Origin of the sequence: Aeromonas sp. FL131, assembly GCF_049860615.1 — a bacterium.
GTDB classification, from domain to species: domain Bacteria; phylum Pseudomonadota; class Gammaproteobacteria; order Enterobacterales; family Aeromonadaceae; genus Aeromonas; species Aeromonas hydrophila.
Genome location: NZ_CP187595.1, coordinates 2,296,336 through 2,313,230, shown reverse-complemented (window position 1 = coordinate 2,313,230; position 16,895 = coordinate 2,296,336). Strand labels below are relative to the sequence as shown.

The following is a 16,895-nucleotide window of genomic DNA, read 5'->3' as shown; positions in this document are numbered from 1 at the left end:
AGCGGTGGATGGGTTGGGGGTATCAGGCGGCAGCGCTGATGGGCTCTGCTCCGGCAAGCAGCAGGGTGAGCTTGCTGACATCGCGGATCCGGCATTCACCGCGCCAGTTTGGGGCGAAGATGAGGAGCATGGAGCCCTTGGGGTTGCCCTTCATCTCCTCGCCGGTGGCCTTGTTGATGAAGCTCACCCGGCCGTTGCGCCATTTGCCATTGGCATCGTGGTAACCGGTGATGTGGCGCACCTCGCTGGCGCGCTCACCGGGGTACCATTCCGTGCTGGTGTCCTGGGGTACCAGCATGACGGTGCCAATGCCGCGCCCCTGCTGCTCGATGGCCTTCTCAACCCACGGCCCGATATCGGAGTAGGGCGGATTGAGCCAGGCCCATGGGGCCCGCGCCGACGGGCTGATAAAGTCGCCCCAGTCCACGCTCAGGGCGTCGATATCCGGTGTCAGGTACTTCTCGCAGAGCGCCGTTTCCGGCAGTGCGGCGGCATCAAGGGCGAAGTTGAATTCCAGATCCATCGCCCGGAACAGCCAGAGCGGTGTCTGGGTCATGTCGCGAGTTGCTTCTGGAGTGGTGGAGCCGCGATAGTCAGACATTGGCGGCCTCCTTTCTGGCTTTGCTGTATCTGGCAGCGTCCTCGCAGTCGTCAATGTGGCTGGCGCCATACTTCTCTCTGGCCGCCTCTGCGCAGGTGTACGCCTCGTATGGGTTGAATCCCCAGGTAACCTTGCCGCAATGCAGGCAGTTGCCTCGGGTACGGCCAGTGGTCTGCCGCCGCCGAGGACGTTTTGGCTTGCGGATCCCGGCGGCGGTGATCATGCGGCGCTCGTTGACGTTACGCGCCTGGAATGTGCGGCGGCTGATGGAGACGGCATACAGAAACGGGTAGATGACAGCATCATCCAGAAACCGCATGGCCTGCTCAGCTTCATCCTTGGTCAGCACCATGGCGTCTGAAAGGTTCACCGTGCAACCGCGCTCGGCCTTCCAGTAAACGTCGTTGCCATCGTAGTCGCCGCGGTTGACGTGAATGACGTATTCACCGCCGTCCGCACCCAAGCCTCCCTGGCTCTCATCAAGATACTGGTGGTCCACCCGCACGGTGACGAGCTCATCGACCAGCGCTTTGCTGAGCGGCAGATCGGTATGGCGGTCGTTGATGTGGCGCTGCGCTTCTTCCAGCGTGTAGACGTGCGCCCTGTCGAGATTGGTGGTGTAGCCGTTGCCGTTCTCAGCCCAGAACATGCAGGAGCTACCTGTGTTGCCGCGGCTGTCGCGCAGGTAGAAGCTGGTCATGCCGCCTCCTTGTGCTGTGCCGGTTGCCGACTGACTGCGAACTGTTCCTCCCACAGCTTCACCTTGAGCTCGCAGGCGTAGACGATCTGGCCGACCAGCTTCTCGCCGATACCCTTCACCTTGTCCAGCTTGTTCCCCTGGTGGCTCATCACCTTGTAGAGGGTGTCGATCCCGGCCTCCTCCAGTGGCTTGATGGTGCGCGGCGGCAGGCCGCATTCATGGATGCTGACCGTCTTGGCCCATTCGGTGCGCGGCTGCAGGTGGGGGTGGCTCTGCTCCAGGGCCTCCTGCATGAAGGCGAAGATGTCCCGGGTCATTTCGTCCGGGGCCCCGGCACCATAGGGCGTCGGGTAGATGGGGTTCATCCACTGGCTCAGCATGACCGAGCAGCCGGAGCCATCGGATTTCATGGCGTGCAGCTTCCAGTTGAGATCGTTGATGAGGTAAGGGAGGTTGGATTTCAGGCCATGATCCACCAGGTAGACGTTCCAGAGCGTGCCATCCTCACCCTTGTAGGTGTTACCGAGGTGTTTGTGCCAGACCAGCTTGGCAGCGCGGGCGCTCTCCAGCTCCATGATGACAGTGTGGCGGCGTTCCAGCTCGCGATCCTGCTCGTTGATGGCGCTCAGCAGCTCACTGATACGGCGCTCCAGCTTTAACACTTCCGCACGGTAGGCGGCCTCGTTGCTCTTGTGCTTGGCGATCGCAGTGCGCTGCTCCTCCAGCAGCTCGTTCTTCTCCTTGATGCGACGTTTCATGCCGGCAGGATCCATGGCGTTGAGGTCGCTCAACTGGCGTTCGAGCTGGCGGGAGGTGTACTGCAGGGCGCTGTACTTGGTCTGGACATCGTTCAGGGCGCGCTGGGCCTTGTAGAGCTCGTCGGCCATGGCCTCCAGCTCGGCGGCGCCTTCTTGCCGTGCTGCTGCGATGCGCTGCTCGGCTTCGGCCATCTGATTACGAAGGTCGCTGACTAGGGCTGCCTGGGTGAGCAACTCGCCATCCAGGACTTCCAGTTGGTCGATGAGCCAATTGAACTCGTCGATGTGGGCGTTGGCGGCCTCGCTGATCATGGTCAGGTTGGCGGTGAGCAGGGTTTCAAAGCTGCCGATGGCGGCCTTGGCCGGGCCGTCCGGCATCAGCAGGATGTTGCGGATCTGGCTGGTGAGGGTGTTCAGGGCGAGACGGGTCGCCTCGCTGGGGTTCAGCGTGGTCATGGCTGGTCCTCTGGTGGTGCGAAAGCCCTGTTGGCGGCGGGGCTGGTGATCAGTAGTTGATGGTCAGGTGGTCGATCTTGTTGCCGGCGATGTGCTTGATGAGGTTGATGGCTTTTTCCTCATCAATACCCAGGCCCATCAGATCCAGCAGGATGGCGCTGTTGATGCGGCCGCGGTGGGCGCGATTTGCAGCGCGGCGGGCATCTTCTTCGGCTTTCAGGCGCTGTTCGCGCTCGATGCGCTGGCGCTCTTGCTCGGCGGCGCGGGTGGCTGCCTCCGCTGCCTGGCGAGCGGCGTTGTCTTCGGCCTGCTGGCGGGCCAGCTCGGCGGCTTCGGCATCGCGGATGGCTTGCTGCTCGCGCTCTCGGGCTTCGCGCTCGCGGCGCTCGGCATCGAGGCGGGCTTGTTCTTGGCGTTGGGCTTCCGCTGCAGCAGCCTGCTCTGCGATGCGGCGTTCACGATCTTCCTGTTCGCGGGCTGCCTGTGCTTGGCGCAGACACTCCAGCTCGGCAGCTTGCGCCTCCCGCTCTTTGGCCTTTTCAATGGTGGTGCGCAGGTGCAGCACGGCGGCGTCCTTGGCCACACCGGCTTGGGCGGTCATTTCTTCCCAGCTGTCGTCGATGGCGATCGCTTCAATCTGCTGCAGGTAGTTCTCCAGCTCGGTGCTCGGCAGCTCAGCGCTAACCTGCTTGGCATCGGCGAAGGTGGTCATGCGCTCCTTCAGGGCTGCCACCCGGGCTTCTTCTGCTGCTTCGTACTGGGTGAGCGGGGCGCGCACCTCGTCTTTCAGGGCGTCCAGGGTGTCGCGCAGTACCTTGCGGTTCGCATCGATGCGCTTGGGGATTTCCTTGTACTGGTCGGTCAGCTCTTTGCCGAGCCCGTCCAGGTAGGTTTTGGTCTTGGCGACGGCATAGGCGACGCTGGCGATCTCTTTTCGCCCTTTGGCGGTAGCCACATCCGGCACCAGGCTGGAGGCCTTCTGGCGAATATCGGCCAGCAGCTCAGTCACGCCCTGGCCCTCTGTGAACAGGGCGACGGCGGTAGTGGGTTCGATGACAACCAGCTGGGTCTGGGCGGTGTCGGTCTTGGCTTGATCGGTCATGTCGGAGTCCTTGTGGCGCTCGGCCATAAAAAAGCCCGCTGGTTGGCGGGCTGAATGGGTTGAGGTGGTTGGTTACGCTTGCGGCTGGTCGAGTTGGCGCTTGCGCTCTCCGGCGAGCTGCTTGATGCCGGCGATGATGTTGGCATCTCCGGTTCCATTGGCCCACTCCCAAGCATCGGTGTAGGCCTTCTGCCACTCGGTGATATCGCTGGCCACATGGATGGCGGCGCTGTGGTCGGCGTAGGCGCTGGCGTGGTCAACTTGCTCGCCAGCATCCACTTCTTGTTGCTGCACTGGCTGATGCTGAGGGTCAGCCTCAATCACCGGCCGCCGCCCGCGCATTGCATCAAGGGTGCGGTTGCCAGATGATGGCGGCGTTACATCCCGCTCGACCCGCTCACCTTCGAACTCGTCCGGCGTGTAGACGCCCATGATAACGTCCGGGCAGTAGAGGCGCGCCCAGCGCTTGGTGGCCAGATAGGCCAGCTGCTGGCGCGGGTCATCAGCCCAGAGCGTGGAGTTGCGGGTACGAGCCTGAGCCAAGTACAGCTCCAGCATCCGCGGCTCATCCTCACCCTTGATGGTGGCCCAGACTTTGATGCCAAGGCCCTCTTCATCTTTCAGTGTCCAGCCGGGGGCGCGATATTCACCTTTATCCCCCTTTCTGATATCGAACTTGCCAATCACCTTGCTCCAGTCACCGAACCATTCGAAGTGGAGCCGGTCGCGGGTGGGGGCGAGGGCGGTGATCACGGCGTTGACCAACTGCGCCTCATAGCCAATCTTGCCGGATACGAAGTGGGTCTTTTGCGCCACAGCGAACGGGTTCATCCCCCACTGTACCGCCTGCATCACTACTGCCAGGCAGTCGCCCGGGCTGTTGCGGTATTCCTGAGGAATGGTTACCTTGCCGGTGGCCATGATATTGGCGAGGCTCACCATTGAGTTCATGCTGGCCACGTCGAGGGTGAGATTTTGCCCCATGCCCTGAGGGGCGGCTGCAATTTGCTGGCTGCCGAGCTCGGCAATCTGGTTGTTCACGCTGCTCTCCTTGCCCATGCCGGGCGGGTAAGTGGTATCAGGTCGTGCCAGTCGTTATTGACGCGGCACTCGTGGAATTTGCGCAGGTCGCGGCGGTAGAGGTCTTTGCCAGCCTCTTTCCACTCCTGCTCGAGCGGGCGAACCCGCACCGGGTAGCGGCCGCACTCAATGGCTGAGCTAACCGCGATAAAGATGAAGTCCGGAATCTCGTCGTAAATTTCGCGAAAGCCATCCGAGTACATGGCGTCCTGGACGTGGTAGCGGAACTCTTCGACGTGGCGCTCGAAGCGGCCCATGTCGTCCACCTTCTTCACGTCTGCTATGATGGGGAAGTTGTTGAGCTTCTTGTCTGGCCGGCAGCGGCAGAGCTCTTCTGTCTCTCGGTCAGTCCAGTAGAGCGACCCTTCGCATAGCCCGTCCTGTTCCAGCAGCCAGCGGGCGTCCGGGTGGGCGAACACGCTTTCGCGCATCAGCTGTAACTTGTGGTCATCCTCGAACGAGATGATGGTCTTGCCCAGCTCGGTGCAGTTGGCCATAAATTCCTTTTCCTGTTCCTTGCCGGCGTTGGTGCGGCGGTTAAATTCAGGGGCGATGATGAAGCGGTCCTTGAACTCTTCCGGCTCCAGCAGCAGGCAGTGCAGGGCGGTACCCATGTCCAGCGCTTTGAGCTTCTCCTCATCGACCGGCGCGCTCTTGCGCCAGATGTAAGTGGCCGGGCTCTCGGCGATGTCGTCGAGCTGGGATTTGCTGATCCCGGGGCCGGAGTGGTACTCCTCGTTGGTGAGTCCCAGCACCAACCCCTGTGGCAGGGCCAGGCTGGTATCGACGGCGGCGTTCATGCCGAACCTCCATTTCTTTTCGGTCGCAGCCATTCAAATCGCCAACGTCCAATAACAAGCGCATTGCGGTTGCCATTTCGTTGGCTAAACAGCAGCGGGTGCAGTTCGATGTTTTTGAAGTGGATTCCATAGCCAAGAATGCGGAAGTACCACATGCCAGGCTCGCTATACATGAATGTGTCTCTCATGCTGCGCTCCTGTGCTGGTACTGTTCCCACTGCTCTTCGCTCATGGCGTCGTGCAGCTGGGCAACGTGGTCATTCCATGCCTGTTGGGCGAGGGTTCTCAGCCCGGCGTCCAGCACCTGCTGGATCTGCAGGGTGAGAGGCACCTTGTCGCCGGACACCATCAGCAGGTAGATGGCCTGGTTGAGCTGGGTGGCTCGCTCGGCGTCCACCTCGGCGAGCAGGGTGGCTGCGTCGGTATCGAGCAGGCCGGCCAGCAGCCGCGGGAGGTTGATCTCGACCCACTGTGCAACCCACTCAGCTTCGGCGTTGGCCTCGGCCTCGCGGCTTTCCAGCAGGGCGAGCAGGGTGGTTTCGTTGGTCATGGCTACATCTCCATTTCAAGCCGCAGGGCGCGCGCTTCGTGATACTCCTCGATGGCGCGGCGGGCAGCGGTGCGTTGGTGGGCAAGCCGGCGCTCTGCTGCGCTGGGTTCGACGGTCACGCTGTAGCGGTGTTGGGTGCGGGGCGGCATAGAGCCGCGAAAGCCCATCACCTGGGCTTCGGTCAGTTGCTTCATGGTCTGGGTCCTGTGGTGGTTTATCCAAAGGCGGCCACAACCTTTCTGGAGCCGCCTTTGGATACCGGCTCGAAAGCCGGCACCGTGTCACCTTCCAGCCCCGCATTCCGGTTTGAACGGGTCAGCGGGGATCTGCCGGGCCAGCAGATTGCGTGTGGTGACTGCCCTATCCGAATTGTTAAAGAGCGAGCTCAGCCTAATTTGGCGTGAGCGAAGCCAAAGCATCCTTACGGTGCTTGAGAAAGAGGCTTTGGCTACGGCGCTATGAGGGAAGCGCCAGACCCGGGTCAGACGGTGTTGCGGTGGAACTCGGCGCGCCAGTGGAGGAGGGCGCTGTGCTTGGTGAAGCCGGTAGTGCGGCGCTGGGCGGCGCGAGCGGCGACGATGTGATGCTGCTCGGTGGCAAGCATGGCGATATGCAGGCGCTGCTTGATGGCCCGGCGGCGGGCGGCGTTGCCATTCAGGCGGTCGGCGATAGCGGCTACGATCTGGTCAGCTCGTTTCGCGGCTCTGGAAAAAATGCGCTTGGTCATGGTACATTCACTCCTGTTGGCGAGTTGGTCCTCGCTAATACCCACTTGATTCGTCATGCTGGGTCCTGTTTGCCGGGGTTGGTCCCCTGGCGACTTCCGATTGGGGGTGGTACCCCAGTCCTTCAAAGCCCGCCCTGTGCGGGCTTTGTCGTTCTTACGCGCTGGTCAGGCGCTTCTCACTGCTGCCCTGGTGAGGGGCCGGGTCCTGTTGCCGGGTGTCTTAATTTGGTATCAATTTCCATTTTTCAGGTACTTTGCTCGGCGGTGAATGCTTCTAGCTTTCTTGCAGTCATCACACCTACACCCTTGCTCGTACCTGCTATTTGTTCCGCATGCCTTTACCTGTCTTTTGGAGTTGTTAAGTCCACTATCCCAGGCATGCTTAGAGTTTTGCGATGCGCTTACCCACTCAAGGTTTGCGACATTGTTGTTTTGCTTATTTCCATCCTTATGATTCACCTGTGGCAGCTGGTCAGGGTTTGCTATGAATGCCTGCGCAACAGCCCTGTGAACCTTGAAGTAGATTGATTTACCACCCCTGCCGCCTACTCTTGATGTGATGAACGCATATCTCCCTGACGTGTTCACCTTCACCAATTTCCCTGTTCTCTTAGAGAGAACAAGACCCGTATCCGATACAGAAAAAAACTCTTCAAAACCAACAACATCTCTATATTCCACCTGGAGCAGCTCCATAACTGAAAGCTCTAGATATACCACTACGAAAAGAGCACTACCGCGTTTTGGTCGCTCCATCCTGGCTTTTGGTACTGCCGCGACTGCGAGATATTTTTTGCATGCCAGCGCTCTTTTTGTAGTGCGCTCACCTTCCAGCAAGCTCGGTTCGGATAAACACGCTGCGCGTGTTGCTACGAACTAGGCGGGATCGATGGCAGTTGCCGCCTCATTGTTCACTGCCACCACCCCAAGACCTTCACCACGATTGGCCGCCTTCCACGCTGCCCCTTGCTGTTATCGGTCTTGGTCTGTTCGATTGCTTTACCGAACAAGGCAAAGGTTAATATTGCCGAACACTTGCGTCAATAGAAAATGTTCGGTTTTGCGAACTATTTTTTGGCGAGGGGTTGTTCCGCCAAATTGCGGACACAAAAAAGCCCGCGCGATGCAGGCTTAATTGAGGTGCATGCTTTTACTCTTTTGTGTTCCGGCGCAGTTCCACCATGCGGCCGAAGACAATCGCGTCCTTGATGGGCACCACACCCAGGCGCTGGTCGTCAGTCACCAGGGTTATGCCAGACAGGCCATCAAGCGCCTTGAGCAGTCTATCTTGTTGGCTGCTGACTATCCTTGCCAGCACCACGTCGTTGTGGCGGGGAGTGCGATCTGCCAGGTCGATAACACAGATGTCGCCGCTCTTGATGCCGGAGCCCGCGAGGTTGTCATCGTTAGCAATGATACCGATTAGCTGCCCATCGTAATCGCTGTATATGGTGTCGCGCCCATCAAGGGTGTGCAGGGCATCGGTTGGGTGCTCGGTGAGATCTGACATTTCCCACACGGACACCTTGCCAAGGTGCGTATCCGCTACATAGGTACCGCTCTCTTTACCGGTATAGAGCCATAGCGGGTCGCAGCCGATAGCTTTGGCGATAGAGAGCAGGCTGCTGACGCGCAGATCTTTGTGCGGGTCTGACAGCAGAACGGATATCACCGCCTTGCTCACGCCTGACTTGCGCACCAGGTCGGCTTGGTTCCAGCCGCGCTCATTGAGCATGTATTTCAGTCGATCTCTGAAAGAGGTCATGTCGCTCTCGTTCGAATAAAAAAACACTTCCCTATTCTGTCCTATTTCTTGTGCGCGATGCCGATGGTTGACTTGTTCGGAAAAGCGAACCAAAATGGGTTCTGTATTGTCAGTACCCACAACAGGACCCAGACCAATGAAGAAACATCAAGCCATCCAGTTTTTTGGCGGAAGTAACGCAATGGCTCGCGCCTTGGGCGTTACCAAAAGCACCGTATCTGAGTGGCCGGAGGTAATCCCGGCCAAGTATGCCACGCGCATTCATTTCGCTTCCGGTGGTCGTCTTGACTTCTGTCTTGAGGATTACCGCCCCGATCAACCTGAAACCCAGCAGGCCGCCTGACCACCGGCCTGTTTCAGCACCAACAGAGGACCACCCCAATGGGAAGAATTGCCCAGCCAGACCATGAAAATCTGAGCACCATTTCTCCACTTCGCGTTCGCGGAAACCCCGCGCAGCGCCAGGTATGGAAGGAAGTCGGCGCCGAAATGAACATGACCGAAACTGCATTCGCCCGCACCTCGCTGCTCATCTTGCTCAAGGCAATATCTCAGCACGAGCCGCAGATCCTGGCGAGAGCCGTAAAACGAGCCAACCGGAGCCTGGTTGAACAAGGGTTCCCGCCCGTGACCGTCGAAGAAATCCTTGAGGGATCCGGCCTGCCCGAGCGGGGCCTGCTGCAGTTCACCCAGGAGGATGAGGCCGCATACAACGAAGAGCGCCCACTCCGCCCACTGCAAAAACTCATCAATTTCGTTCTCGGGAGGTAACCAATGAACACCCTAGCCAGACCGCCACGACCGGCATCCCAGTACGTCAGCGATCGCGACAACATCGTTTTGAAGGCCGTCATGCATGAGCTGGCCCTGGCCCTCGATGAGCCGCTGATTTCGACCGCACATGCCGCTGGCACCGATCGCCAAGCCGTTCGCCTTGCTCGCGAACTCGAGGCCCGCACTGTTGAGCGTGCCGAGGCGCAGCCTAGCGCCTAATTTCCCCAGGCCCGCCTTACCACCGGGCTTTTTTAAACAGGACCCAAGAAATGACCAATTCAACCATGGCCCATGGGGGCCACCCCTTGCCGCACGATCTCAACCACTGCCCGCTGTGCGGCAGTGAGCTGCGTTCCGGTACCGACGATCACGCCTTTGAGTGCCCGGCTTGCCCCTACACCGAACAGGAGGTGATCCATGCGTAAATCACCGGTCGCCTCAATCTGCCGCAATACCTTGAACCTGTTCGACGAGATCGTGGTGGACAACTTCGCCGGCGGCGGTGGGGCCAGCACGGGGATCGAGATGGCGCTGGGTCGCAGCCCGGAGATCGCCATCAACCACGACCCCGACGCTATCTCCATGCACACCGTCAACCACCCAACAACAGAGCACTATTGCGAATCGGTGTGGGATATCGTGCCGCGTGACGTGGTGGCCGGCCGCCCAGTGGGGCTGGTCTGGCTGTCTCCCGACTGCAAGCACTTCTCCAAGGCCAAGGGCTCGACCCCGGTCAGCAAGAAGATAAGGGGCTTGGCGTGGGTCACACTGCGCTGGGCTGCGACTGTTCGCCCCCGGGTGATCATGCTGGAGAACGTCGAGGAGTTTCAGACCTGGGGCCCGCTGCTGATCGACGCTGAGGGTAACGCTCGCCCGGACCCGGCCAAGAAGGGCCGCACCTTTAACAGTTTCATCAACGCCCTGGCGGCGCAGGGCTACAAGGTGGAGTGGCGGGAGCTGCGCGCCTGTGACTACGGCACCCCGACCATCCGCAAGCGTCTGTTCCTGATCGCCCGCCGGGATGGCGCCCCCATCGTGTGGCCCAAGCCGACCCATGGCGATCCCGCCAGTGCAGAGGTGAAAACCGGGAAACTGCTGCCGTGGCCGACTGCTGCCGATGTGATCGACTGGTCGATCCCGTGTCCCTCAATCTTCCTCACCCAGGAAGAGGCCAAAGCCCAGGGGCTCAACGTTAAGCGACCACTGGCCGAGGCCACGATGCGCCGGATTGCCAAGGGGGTGGAGCGGTTCGTCATCAACGCCACCGAGCCATTTATCGTGAACACCAGGAATGGTGAGCGCGAGGGGCAGCAACCCCGTGTCCGTGGAATCGACCATCCACTTTGGACTGTTACGGCGCAGGGGTCGCAAGGGGCTATTTGCATCCCGACACTTGCCCCGTTCATCACAGAGCATGCCAACGCCAGCCATCAGCGCAACATGGCGGCGGATGAGCCGCTGCGCACCATCTGCGCCCAGGTAAAGGGCGGGCACTTCGCTCTGGTGGCGCCGGTCATCGCCCGCCAGTTCGGCAACTCAGTTGGCCAATCGGTCGAGGAACCGCTGGGCACTGTGATGGCCAAGGCCGACAAGAGCCAGCTTGTGCTTGCATCCCTTGCCAAGCACTACACCGGGGTGGTGGGCGCAGAGCTGACCAAGCCGCTGCCAACTGTGACCACCGTTGACCACAATTCGCTGGTTACCAGCCACTTGGTAAAACTGCGCGGCACCTGCCAGCACGGCCAGCCGGTAACTGAGCCTATGCCAACCGTCACAGCCGGCGGCCTGCATATCGGCGAAGTGCGGGCCTTCCTGCTCAAGTATTACGGCACCGACTCAACCATCCCCTGTTCTGAGCCACTGCATACCGTGACCACTAGGGACCGCTTCGGTCTGGTCACCGTGCGCGGCGAGGATTACCAAATCGTCGATATCGGCATGCGGATGCTCGAGCCCCATGAGCTGTTCGCCGCACAGGGGTTCCCGGCCGATTACGTGATCGACCACGACGCCACCGGCAAGAAGTTCACCAAAACCGCGCAGGTGGCCCGCTGCGGCAATGCAGTGTGCCCGCCACTGGCTGCGGCTCTGGTACGAGCCAACCTGCCAGAGATGTGCGCAGATGCGCAGGTGGAGGCTGCATGAACACCGTTATCAAATTCCCGGGGCCCAGTGCCCCACATACCCCCCCTCAGAAGGAGGCCCGCGTGGTCGCAGATCTTGATGATGGGTTTACCCGTGTTGCCAATGAGCTGCTGGATGCGCTGATGCGCACCAAAATGAGCGGCACACAGAGCCAGGTGGTAATGGCGGTGATCCGTCAAACCTATGGCTACCGCAAGGCGAAGGATCGCGTTCATACCGGCTATCTGGCAGAGCTGACAGGTCTTCATAGTAATCGCATCAAGGATGCGGTAGTGGAGCTAGAGAAGCGCAACATCCTGAAGATAGAGAGGGGGAGCGGCATCTTCTTCATGGTGGCGGTAAACAAGGTCATTTCTGAATGGATTTCGGACAAAATTGAGTCCAGAGATTCCGCGCGGAAATCCGTGAAAGCATCACGGAAATCCGTGAGTGAAATCACGGAAATCCGAGATTCGAATCACGGAAATCCGTCCACAACAAAAGAAAACTATCAAAGAAAGGAAAAGATAAAGATCTCTTCGTCGAAGAACGCTGACGCGCTCCCCGACGCCGGAGTCGATGAGTCGGTATCTGCTCCCGTCGAGAAGATCCGGCCTGATGCTGCCATCCAGACCCCGAGTGGGAAATTCTGGGGCACTCAGGACGACCTGACCGCTGCCGAGTTCATCCACGGCAAGGTGCTTGTGGTGAACCCGACGGCCAAGGCCCCCAACTGGGCGCAGTGGGCGAACGATATCCGCCTGATGCGAACCCAACTGGGGTACACCCATCACGAAATCTGCTCGCTGTTCAAGTGGGCCAACCTCGACCCGTTCTGGTCAGCCAACGTGCTGTGCCCCAAGACCCTGCGCAAGCAGTGGGACAAGCTCACCGCCAAGCGTGCCGGGGTGGTGCGCCAGCCAGCTCGCGGGGACGAGTGGGATCTGACCAAAACCATGACTGCCGACAAGCTCAACCAGTTGATTCAGGAGGGGTACTGATGGCCATGAAACCGTTGAGTGAGGTGCTGACCAGCATGCCGAGCGAGTTGCCCGTTACGCCGGTGCGCCAGGTGGCCGCAGTGGTTACCGATCGGGATACCCAGGTGGTGAGCAAGTTGCTCGAGCAGCTCAAGGTGATCTTTCCTGCCTGGCTGCGTTCGTTCCCCACCCCGCAGGTGCAGGAGCGAGCGCTTCGGGAATGGACGGTTGCGCTGGTTGAGGCCAATTGCACCAGTCGTGATCAGCTGGCGCAGGGTATGCGGGTTGCCCGATCTCAGGGGATCCCGTTTTTTCCAAGCCCTGGGATGTTCATCAAGTGGTGCGAGATAACGCCGGAGTCGCTGGGCCTGCCAACAGTGGACGCCGCCCTGGTCGAGGTGCGCACCCGCCGGTTTACCCATCCTGCAGTGGAGCTGGCCGCCAAGGCTACGAGCTGGGAGCGCCAGACCCTGGGCTTGGAAGCCTACCGGCCAGTGTTCGAGCAGGCATACGCCCAGCTGCTGCGCCGGGTTGTCGCCGGGGAGGACTTGGGGGCCGAAGTTCGCAAGGGGTTGCCTTCGCGGGAACAAATCCAGCACAGCCCAGAGTATTACCAGCAGACCGGCCAGCGCGGCGTGGAAAGCCTCAAGGCCCTGTTCAAGCGAGGAGGGATGGCCAATGTTCAATCCTGACGTAATCGCCGCGGTCAAGGCCGCGAAATTCTGCCGGGTGGTGATTTATCCGGCCGTTCGGGGATGGTGCGGGGAGCGGTTGCTGCTGGAGGTGGCAGACGAGATCGCCGCGCTGGGGCATACGGACTGCCAGCGTGGGGCAGGGCACTGGCTGGTGCTCGACACGACGCCTGAGCAAGTGGCGGAGGAGGTCGAACGGCTGAGAGGCGCGCCAGTACTGGCGTTGCGGCGTGGTGTTGCGTTTGGAGCTGTGGATAACTTCGAAGGGGAGGGCCTTGCCAACCAGTGACACGGGGTGTAGCGCGCCGTACCATTGCCAGTGCCGGACTTAGACCACCCGGTAGTTTGACCAAAGGACCCAGACCATGACCAAACCACATACCCGAGATCTATCCGTAGCGACCCAGCTGGGCCGCGTAATTGCGATCATGAGCGACGGCAAATCCCGCACCCTGCGCGAGATCGAGCGCGAGTGCTGGAGCCGCTACGGCCACGCTGACACCCAGGCCGCCATCAGCGCCAGACTGCGCGAAGTCTGCTGCCACGGCTGGGTGAAGCACTCCAACTGCAAAAACATCGACGGCAAGCAGGTGTGGCATTACCACCTGACCCCGTTCCCCACTGCGGAAGCCGTCGCGGCTAAGGCGGTGGCGGCATGAGCTTGTTCTCCTCCACGTTCAGCATGGCTCGCCAGCTCGGTACCACACTGCGCTTGCAGGTTCGCCTTGCCATGCTGGCCGGCATGCGTGCCTGGGTTGGCCCTTCTCGCTCGCCAATCGCACTGAAAAACCGCAGCTGGCCAGCATCGAACCCGCGCAATGACCGGGTCGCGGCAACCAAACGCGCCGCCCGCCGTCGCCGCAACCAAGCCAAGCGGGGGTGAAGGTGAGCGAATATCCAAAGCACTTCCTGCGCAGCCCGGAAATCCGAGCCCGCGCCTGCCAACTGGTAGCAAGCCTGCCGGTTGACCAGGACAAGCCGCTGGTTATCGAAATCAAGGAGATGACCCGCAGCCTGGCCCAAAACGCCCTGTTTTGGGCGGTAATGACCGACATCGCCGAGCAGGTCAACTGGCACGGCCGCAAGCTCTCCAAGGAGGACTGGAAGCACGTTCTCTCCGCCGCCCTGTACCAGCAAGACGTGGTGCCGAATATCGACGGCAATGGCTTCGTAGTGCTGGGTAAGTCCACCTCCAAGATGACCGTGCGCGAGATGCGCGATCTCATTGAGCTGGCCCAATCCTTCGGCGCCCAGCAGGGCGTGAAGTTCGGGGATGAATCCCGCCGCGGCTTTGACTGGGTGGCGGCATACGGGAGGGCGGCAGCATGAGCGACCAACTCACCCATACTCGCCTGTCTGAGATTGCCTGCTCATGGCTCAAACGCCCAATGAGCAACAAGGGGCCAGCCTGCCAGATCGCCATGATCGAGGTCGGCGGGCTCTATGGTGGAGAACGGGCTGACGCCTGGGGCTACCGCTGGGGCTGTAACGGCGGCTCCGTTCTTGTGGAGGTGAAGGTCTCTCGATCTGACTTCCTCGTCGATGCCAAGAAGCCGCACCGCAATGGCAAGGTTCTGGGGATGGGGACCTATCGGTACTACATGTGCCCAGAGGGCATCATCACTCTGGACGACCTGCCTCATGGCTGGGGATTGCTCTGGGTGAACAGCCGCGGCCATGTGAAGTTGCTTGCCGGGCATGTGTGCATGCTGCTCGGCCACAATGGACGCGGAGCCGAAACTGTCTGGGCGCACCAGAAGAATGACCAGCTTGAGCTGGAGATGATGGCCCTCGTACTGAGCCGGATCGGGGATCCTGAGGTTATGAATCGCCGACTGCGTGATGCAGAGCAAAAAGCACAGCGTTTGGCGCGTTATCACGATGACTTCCATCGTCAGGAGCGTGAGATGCAGGCTCTGCGTTGGAAGGTGAAGGGCATGAGCGAGTTGCTTGATGCTCATGGCGGGGAGGTGGCCGCTGCATGAGCAAAACCAAGGCTGATAAGCAGCACCTCTCCGACGTTGCCTCCCTGGGTTGCATTGCCTGCCGCAATGCCGGGCATGGCGCCACGCCAGCGGAAATCCATCATGTGCGCTCTGGCGCCGGGATGGCGCAGCGTGCGGCTCACACTCGGGTTATGCCCCTTTGTCCTCGCCATCATAGGGCCTGCTACCCCACCGGTTTCCACGCTGCATCGCGCACCTGGCAACAGGAGCACGGCAGCGAGGAGGCCCTGCTCGAACAGGTAGCCCGGGAAGTGGCCGAGCTGCGCAAGAACACCATCGGGAGAGCGGCATGATCCGCCTCTCTGCTCTCGACGCGGCCCGCCTGCTGGACAAACACCCGAAAGCCAAGACCGTAGTGAACAAGGTCAAGAAGGCGCAGCAGGTGGATGCCCTGCACGGCAAGGTGCTGGCCCAGCTGGTTGGCTTCCCTGACCCCACAACCGAGCTGGTATTCCACCCCAAGCGCCGCTGGCGCCTCGACTTCGCCTGGCCCACCCGCATGATCGCCGTCGAGATCCACGGCGGGATCCACTCCGGCGGCCGGCACACCCGCGGCAAGGGGTTCGTGGAGGACCGCGCCAAGATGAACGAGGCAGCCCTGCTGGGGTGGACCGTCATCGAAGCCACGCCAGAGCACATCCAATCCGGCCAGCTGCGCGCCTGGCTGCTTGCCGCTTTCGACCAGACCAAAGACCAGAGGACCAACCCATGACCAACTCTATCGAAATGGCTCTGCGCCTATTCTCGCCGAAGGGGGCGCTCCATGAGCCCGCCGCCGGCAGGCAGTTCAATGCTCTGGGCCGGGACGAGTTCATCGGCGCCCTGCAGGTTGCTGCAAAGAACAACCCCCAGGGGCTCCAGTTCCTGATGGCTGATCACCTAAGTGATGAGGGGGCTATTCAGGGGCTGCTGGCCCACTTCTGCACCACTCTTGGCAGCAGTGATGCCGGCGGCATGGCCATGGCTATCCTGCTGCGCCGCCCTTTGCCTGAGCAGTTGGAGCGCCTGGTGCTGTCCCACCCGCATTATGACAAGGAGCGCCGCCGGGCGGCCGTGGTGATGGAAAAGGCCAAGCGGGCGCACCGCGCGGGGAATGATCACGAATACCAGCGCCTTCTGGATGAGCGAAACGGGATCCTGTCCCTGGCCAATGACCACTGCGTGGCCGAGATGATGCAGTCAGGGCGCTGCCCGCACTGCAGGGGAACCGGATTACGGCCACGCCGGGGGGACGAGTGCCCGAAGTGCCACGGTACCGGGCGAGTAGTGCCCGATGCTGAGTTGGTGTCGCGCCGGTTCGGCCAGGAGATGCGCCAGAGTGTCGAGCGGTTGGTTGATGAGGTGATCCACCAGGCGTCAGATCTGGCCAAAGTCATGGACCGGCAAGTACGGGAGATGAGAGCCGCTTGAGTAAAGCATGGTTCAGGTGCTATCTGTTTACCTTGTTCCAATCGTTTGTTGGGTGGGGTAAATGGATAGCAAGCTGAAACCTACTGCTCTTCAAGTGGCTGGATGGGGGCTTCTCCATGGCGATTTCTTTGACTTTCACGAGGTGGTAGAGCAGCTGGGCATTTCTGCTGAGGTGGCTCGCGATGCAGTCGTTTATCTCCGATCCCTTCGCTATGTGGACACGCTGGCAGAGACACGCAGTTGCAAGCGTGAGGCAGGGAAGAGAAGCCCTCAGCGAGTGTTTATCAAGGTGCTGGCTATTCATCCAGAGCCGATTCCAGATGTACAGTCTTTCAGGCTAAATGTGTTGCGGTCGAAGTTGGTCCGCCTT

Annotated in this window: 27 protein-coding genes; 15 read left to right on the top strand and 12 right to left on the bottom strand. The window is 60.7% G+C overall.

Annotated features, from left to right (window positions below):
• Positions 1-22: 22 nt before the first annotated feature.
• From ACPW75_RS10740 to ACPW75_RS10685, 12 genes are all read right to left on the bottom strand, one after another.
• Complete coding sequence (locus ACPW75_RS10740; protein WP_077096158.1) at positions 23-601, bottom strand: phage N-6-adenine-methyltransferase; 579 nt, start codon at positions 599-601, stop codon at positions 23-25.
• Positions 594-1,301, bottom strand: coding sequence for a hypothetical protein (locus tag ACPW75_RS10735; protein WP_077096159.1), 708 nt, complete (start codon positions 1,299-1,301; stop codon positions 594-596). The genes ACPW75_RS10740 and ACPW75_RS10735 overlap by 8 nt, the downstream gene beginning before the upstream one ends.
• On the bottom strand, positions 1,298-2,515 hold the full coding sequence (locus ACPW75_RS10730; RefSeq protein WP_077096160.1) for a hypothetical protein: 1,218 nt from the start codon (positions 2,513-2,515) through the stop codon (positions 1,298-1,300). The genes ACPW75_RS10735 and ACPW75_RS10730 overlap by 4 nt, the downstream gene beginning before the upstream one ends.
• A gap of 49 nt (positions 2,516-2,564) precedes the next feature.
• Complete coding sequence (locus ACPW75_RS10725) at positions 2,565-3,617, bottom strand: hypothetical protein (RefSeq protein WP_077096191.1); 1,053 nt, start codon at positions 3,615-3,617, stop codon at positions 2,565-2,567.
• A 72-nt stretch (positions 3,618-3,689) separates the two neighbouring features.
• Positions 3,690-4,658: a RecT family recombinase gene (locus tag ACPW75_RS10720; RefSeq protein ID WP_370539140.1), complete on the bottom strand. Its 969-nt coding sequence runs from the start codon at positions 4,656-4,658 to the stop codon at positions 3,690-3,692.
• Positions 4,655-5,497: a PD-(D/E)XK nuclease-like domain-containing protein gene (locus ACPW75_RS10715; protein ID WP_077096161.1), complete on the bottom strand. Its 843-nt coding sequence runs from the start codon at positions 5,495-5,497 to the stop codon at positions 4,655-4,657. Before ACPW75_RS10715 ends, ACPW75_RS10720 begins: the two co-directional genes overlap by 4 nt.
• Positions 5,494-5,685, bottom strand: a complete 192-nt coding sequence (locus ACPW75_RS10710) for a hypothetical protein (RefSeq protein ID WP_143238983.1) — start codon at positions 5,683-5,685, stop codon at positions 5,494-5,496. Before ACPW75_RS10710 ends, ACPW75_RS10715 begins: the two co-directional genes overlap by 4 nt.
• Positions 5,682-6,047, bottom strand: coding sequence for a hypothetical protein (locus tag ACPW75_RS10705; protein ID WP_077096162.1), 366 nt, complete (start codon positions 6,045-6,047; stop codon positions 5,682-5,684). Before ACPW75_RS10705 ends, ACPW75_RS10710 begins: the two co-directional genes overlap by 4 nt.
• A gap of 2 nt (positions 6,048-6,049) precedes the next feature.
• Positions 6,050-6,241, bottom strand: coding sequence for a hypothetical protein (locus ACPW75_RS10700; protein WP_077096163.1), 192 nt, complete (start codon positions 6,239-6,241; stop codon positions 6,050-6,052).
• A gap of 287 nt (positions 6,242-6,528) precedes the next feature.
• Positions 6,529-6,774, bottom strand: coding sequence for a hypothetical protein (locus ACPW75_RS10695; protein ID WP_077096164.1), 246 nt, complete (start codon positions 6,772-6,774; stop codon positions 6,529-6,531).
• A gap of 231 nt (positions 6,775-7,005) precedes the next feature.
• Positions 7,006-7,470 (bottom strand): HNH endonuclease, encoded by a 465-nt coding sequence (locus ACPW75_RS10690; RefSeq protein ID WP_077096165.1) that lies wholly within the window; start codon positions 7,468-7,470, stop codon positions 7,006-7,008.
• Between the two features lie 454 nt (positions 7,471-7,924).
• Positions 7,925-8,539 carry a helix-turn-helix domain-containing protein gene (locus tag ACPW75_RS10685; RefSeq protein ID WP_077096166.1) on the bottom strand — a complete coding sequence of 205 codons (615 nt, stop codon included), beginning with the start codon at positions 8,537-8,539 and terminating at the stop codon, positions 7,925-7,927.
• Positions 8,540-8,675: 136 nt separating this feature from the next.
• Between ACPW75_RS10685 and ACPW75_RS10680 the strand changes: the two genes are divergently transcribed.
• From ACPW75_RS10680 to ACPW75_RS10610, 15 genes are all read left to right on the top strand, one after another.
• Positions 8,676-8,882: a Cro/CI family transcriptional regulator gene (locus ACPW75_RS10680; RefSeq protein ID WP_047234854.1), complete on the top strand. Its 207-nt coding sequence runs from the start codon at positions 8,676-8,678 to the stop codon at positions 8,880-8,882.
• Between the two features lie 38 nt (positions 8,883-8,920).
• Positions 8,921-9,310: a hypothetical protein gene (locus ACPW75_RS10675; RefSeq protein ID WP_047234855.1), complete on the top strand. Its 390-nt coding sequence runs from the start codon at positions 8,921-8,923 to the stop codon at positions 9,308-9,310.
• A 3-nt stretch (positions 9,311-9,313) separates the two neighbouring features.
• A complete protein-coding gene (locus ACPW75_RS10670; protein ID WP_047234856.1) occupies positions 9,314-9,532 on the top strand; it encodes a hypothetical protein in 219 nt (72 codons plus the stop codon).
• Between the two features lie 50 nt (positions 9,533-9,582).
• The gene (locus tag ACPW75_RS10665; RefSeq protein WP_179101402.1) at positions 9,583-9,738 is read left to right on the top strand and encodes a hypothetical protein; all 156 of its coding nucleotides are present in this window, start codon (positions 9,583-9,585) and stop codon (positions 9,736-9,738) included.
• Entirely contained in the window at positions 9,731-11,458 is a 1,728-nt protein-coding gene (locus ACPW75_RS10660) for a DNA cytosine methyltransferase (RefSeq protein ID WP_077096167.1), read from the top strand. Before ACPW75_RS10665 ends, ACPW75_RS10660 begins: the two co-directional genes overlap by 8 nt.
• Entirely contained in the window at positions 11,455-12,438 is a 984-nt protein-coding gene (locus ACPW75_RS10655; protein WP_077096168.1) for a replication protein, read from the top strand. Before ACPW75_RS10660 ends, ACPW75_RS10655 begins: the two co-directional genes overlap by 4 nt.
• Positions 12,439-12,443: 5 nt before the next feature.
• Positions 12,444-13,109, top strand: a complete 666-nt coding sequence (locus ACPW75_RS10650; protein ID WP_179101403.1) for a replication protein P — start codon at positions 12,444-12,446, stop codon at positions 13,107-13,109.
• On the top strand, positions 13,096-13,398 hold the full coding sequence (locus ACPW75_RS10645) for a hypothetical protein (protein ID WP_077096170.1): 303 nt from the start codon (positions 13,096-13,098) through the stop codon (positions 13,396-13,398). The genes ACPW75_RS10650 and ACPW75_RS10645 overlap by 14 nt, the downstream gene beginning before the upstream one ends.
• 76 nt (positions 13,399-13,474) lie before the next feature.
• Positions 13,475-13,768, top strand: coding sequence for a hypothetical protein (locus tag ACPW75_RS10640; RefSeq protein ID WP_077096171.1), 294 nt, complete (start codon positions 13,475-13,477; stop codon positions 13,766-13,768).
• The gene (locus tag ACPW75_RS10635; RefSeq protein WP_077096172.1) at positions 13,765-13,992 is read left to right on the top strand and encodes a hypothetical protein; all 228 of its coding nucleotides are present in this window, start codon (positions 13,765-13,767) and stop codon (positions 13,990-13,992) included. Before ACPW75_RS10640 ends, ACPW75_RS10635 begins: the two co-directional genes overlap by 4 nt.
• Positions 13,993-13,994: 2 nt before the next feature.
• On the top strand, positions 13,995-14,438 hold the full coding sequence (locus ACPW75_RS10630; protein WP_077096193.1) for a recombination protein NinB: 444 nt from the start codon (positions 13,995-13,997) through the stop codon (positions 14,436-14,438).
• The gene (locus ACPW75_RS10625) at positions 14,435-15,094 is read left to right on the top strand and encodes an adenylosuccinate synthase (protein ID WP_077096173.1); all 660 of its coding nucleotides are present in this window, start codon (positions 14,435-14,437) and stop codon (positions 15,092-15,094) included. Before ACPW75_RS10630 ends, ACPW75_RS10625 begins: the two co-directional genes overlap by 4 nt.
• Positions 15,091-15,408, top strand: coding sequence for a Ref family recombination enhancement nuclease (locus ACPW75_RS10620; protein ID WP_077096174.1), 318 nt, complete (start codon positions 15,091-15,093; stop codon positions 15,406-15,408). The genes ACPW75_RS10625 and ACPW75_RS10620 overlap by 4 nt, the downstream gene beginning before the upstream one ends.
• Positions 15,405-15,827 (top strand): hypothetical protein, encoded by a 423-nt coding sequence (locus tag ACPW75_RS10615; protein ID WP_077096175.1) that lies wholly within the window; start codon positions 15,405-15,407, stop codon positions 15,825-15,827. Before ACPW75_RS10620 ends, ACPW75_RS10615 begins: the two co-directional genes overlap by 4 nt.
• Complete coding sequence (locus tag ACPW75_RS10610; RefSeq protein ID WP_077096176.1) at positions 15,824-16,525, top strand: TIGR02642 family protein; 702 nt, start codon at positions 15,824-15,826, stop codon at positions 16,523-16,525. The genes ACPW75_RS10615 and ACPW75_RS10610 overlap by 4 nt, the downstream gene beginning before the upstream one ends.
• Positions 16,526-16,895: the final 370 nt, after the last annotated feature.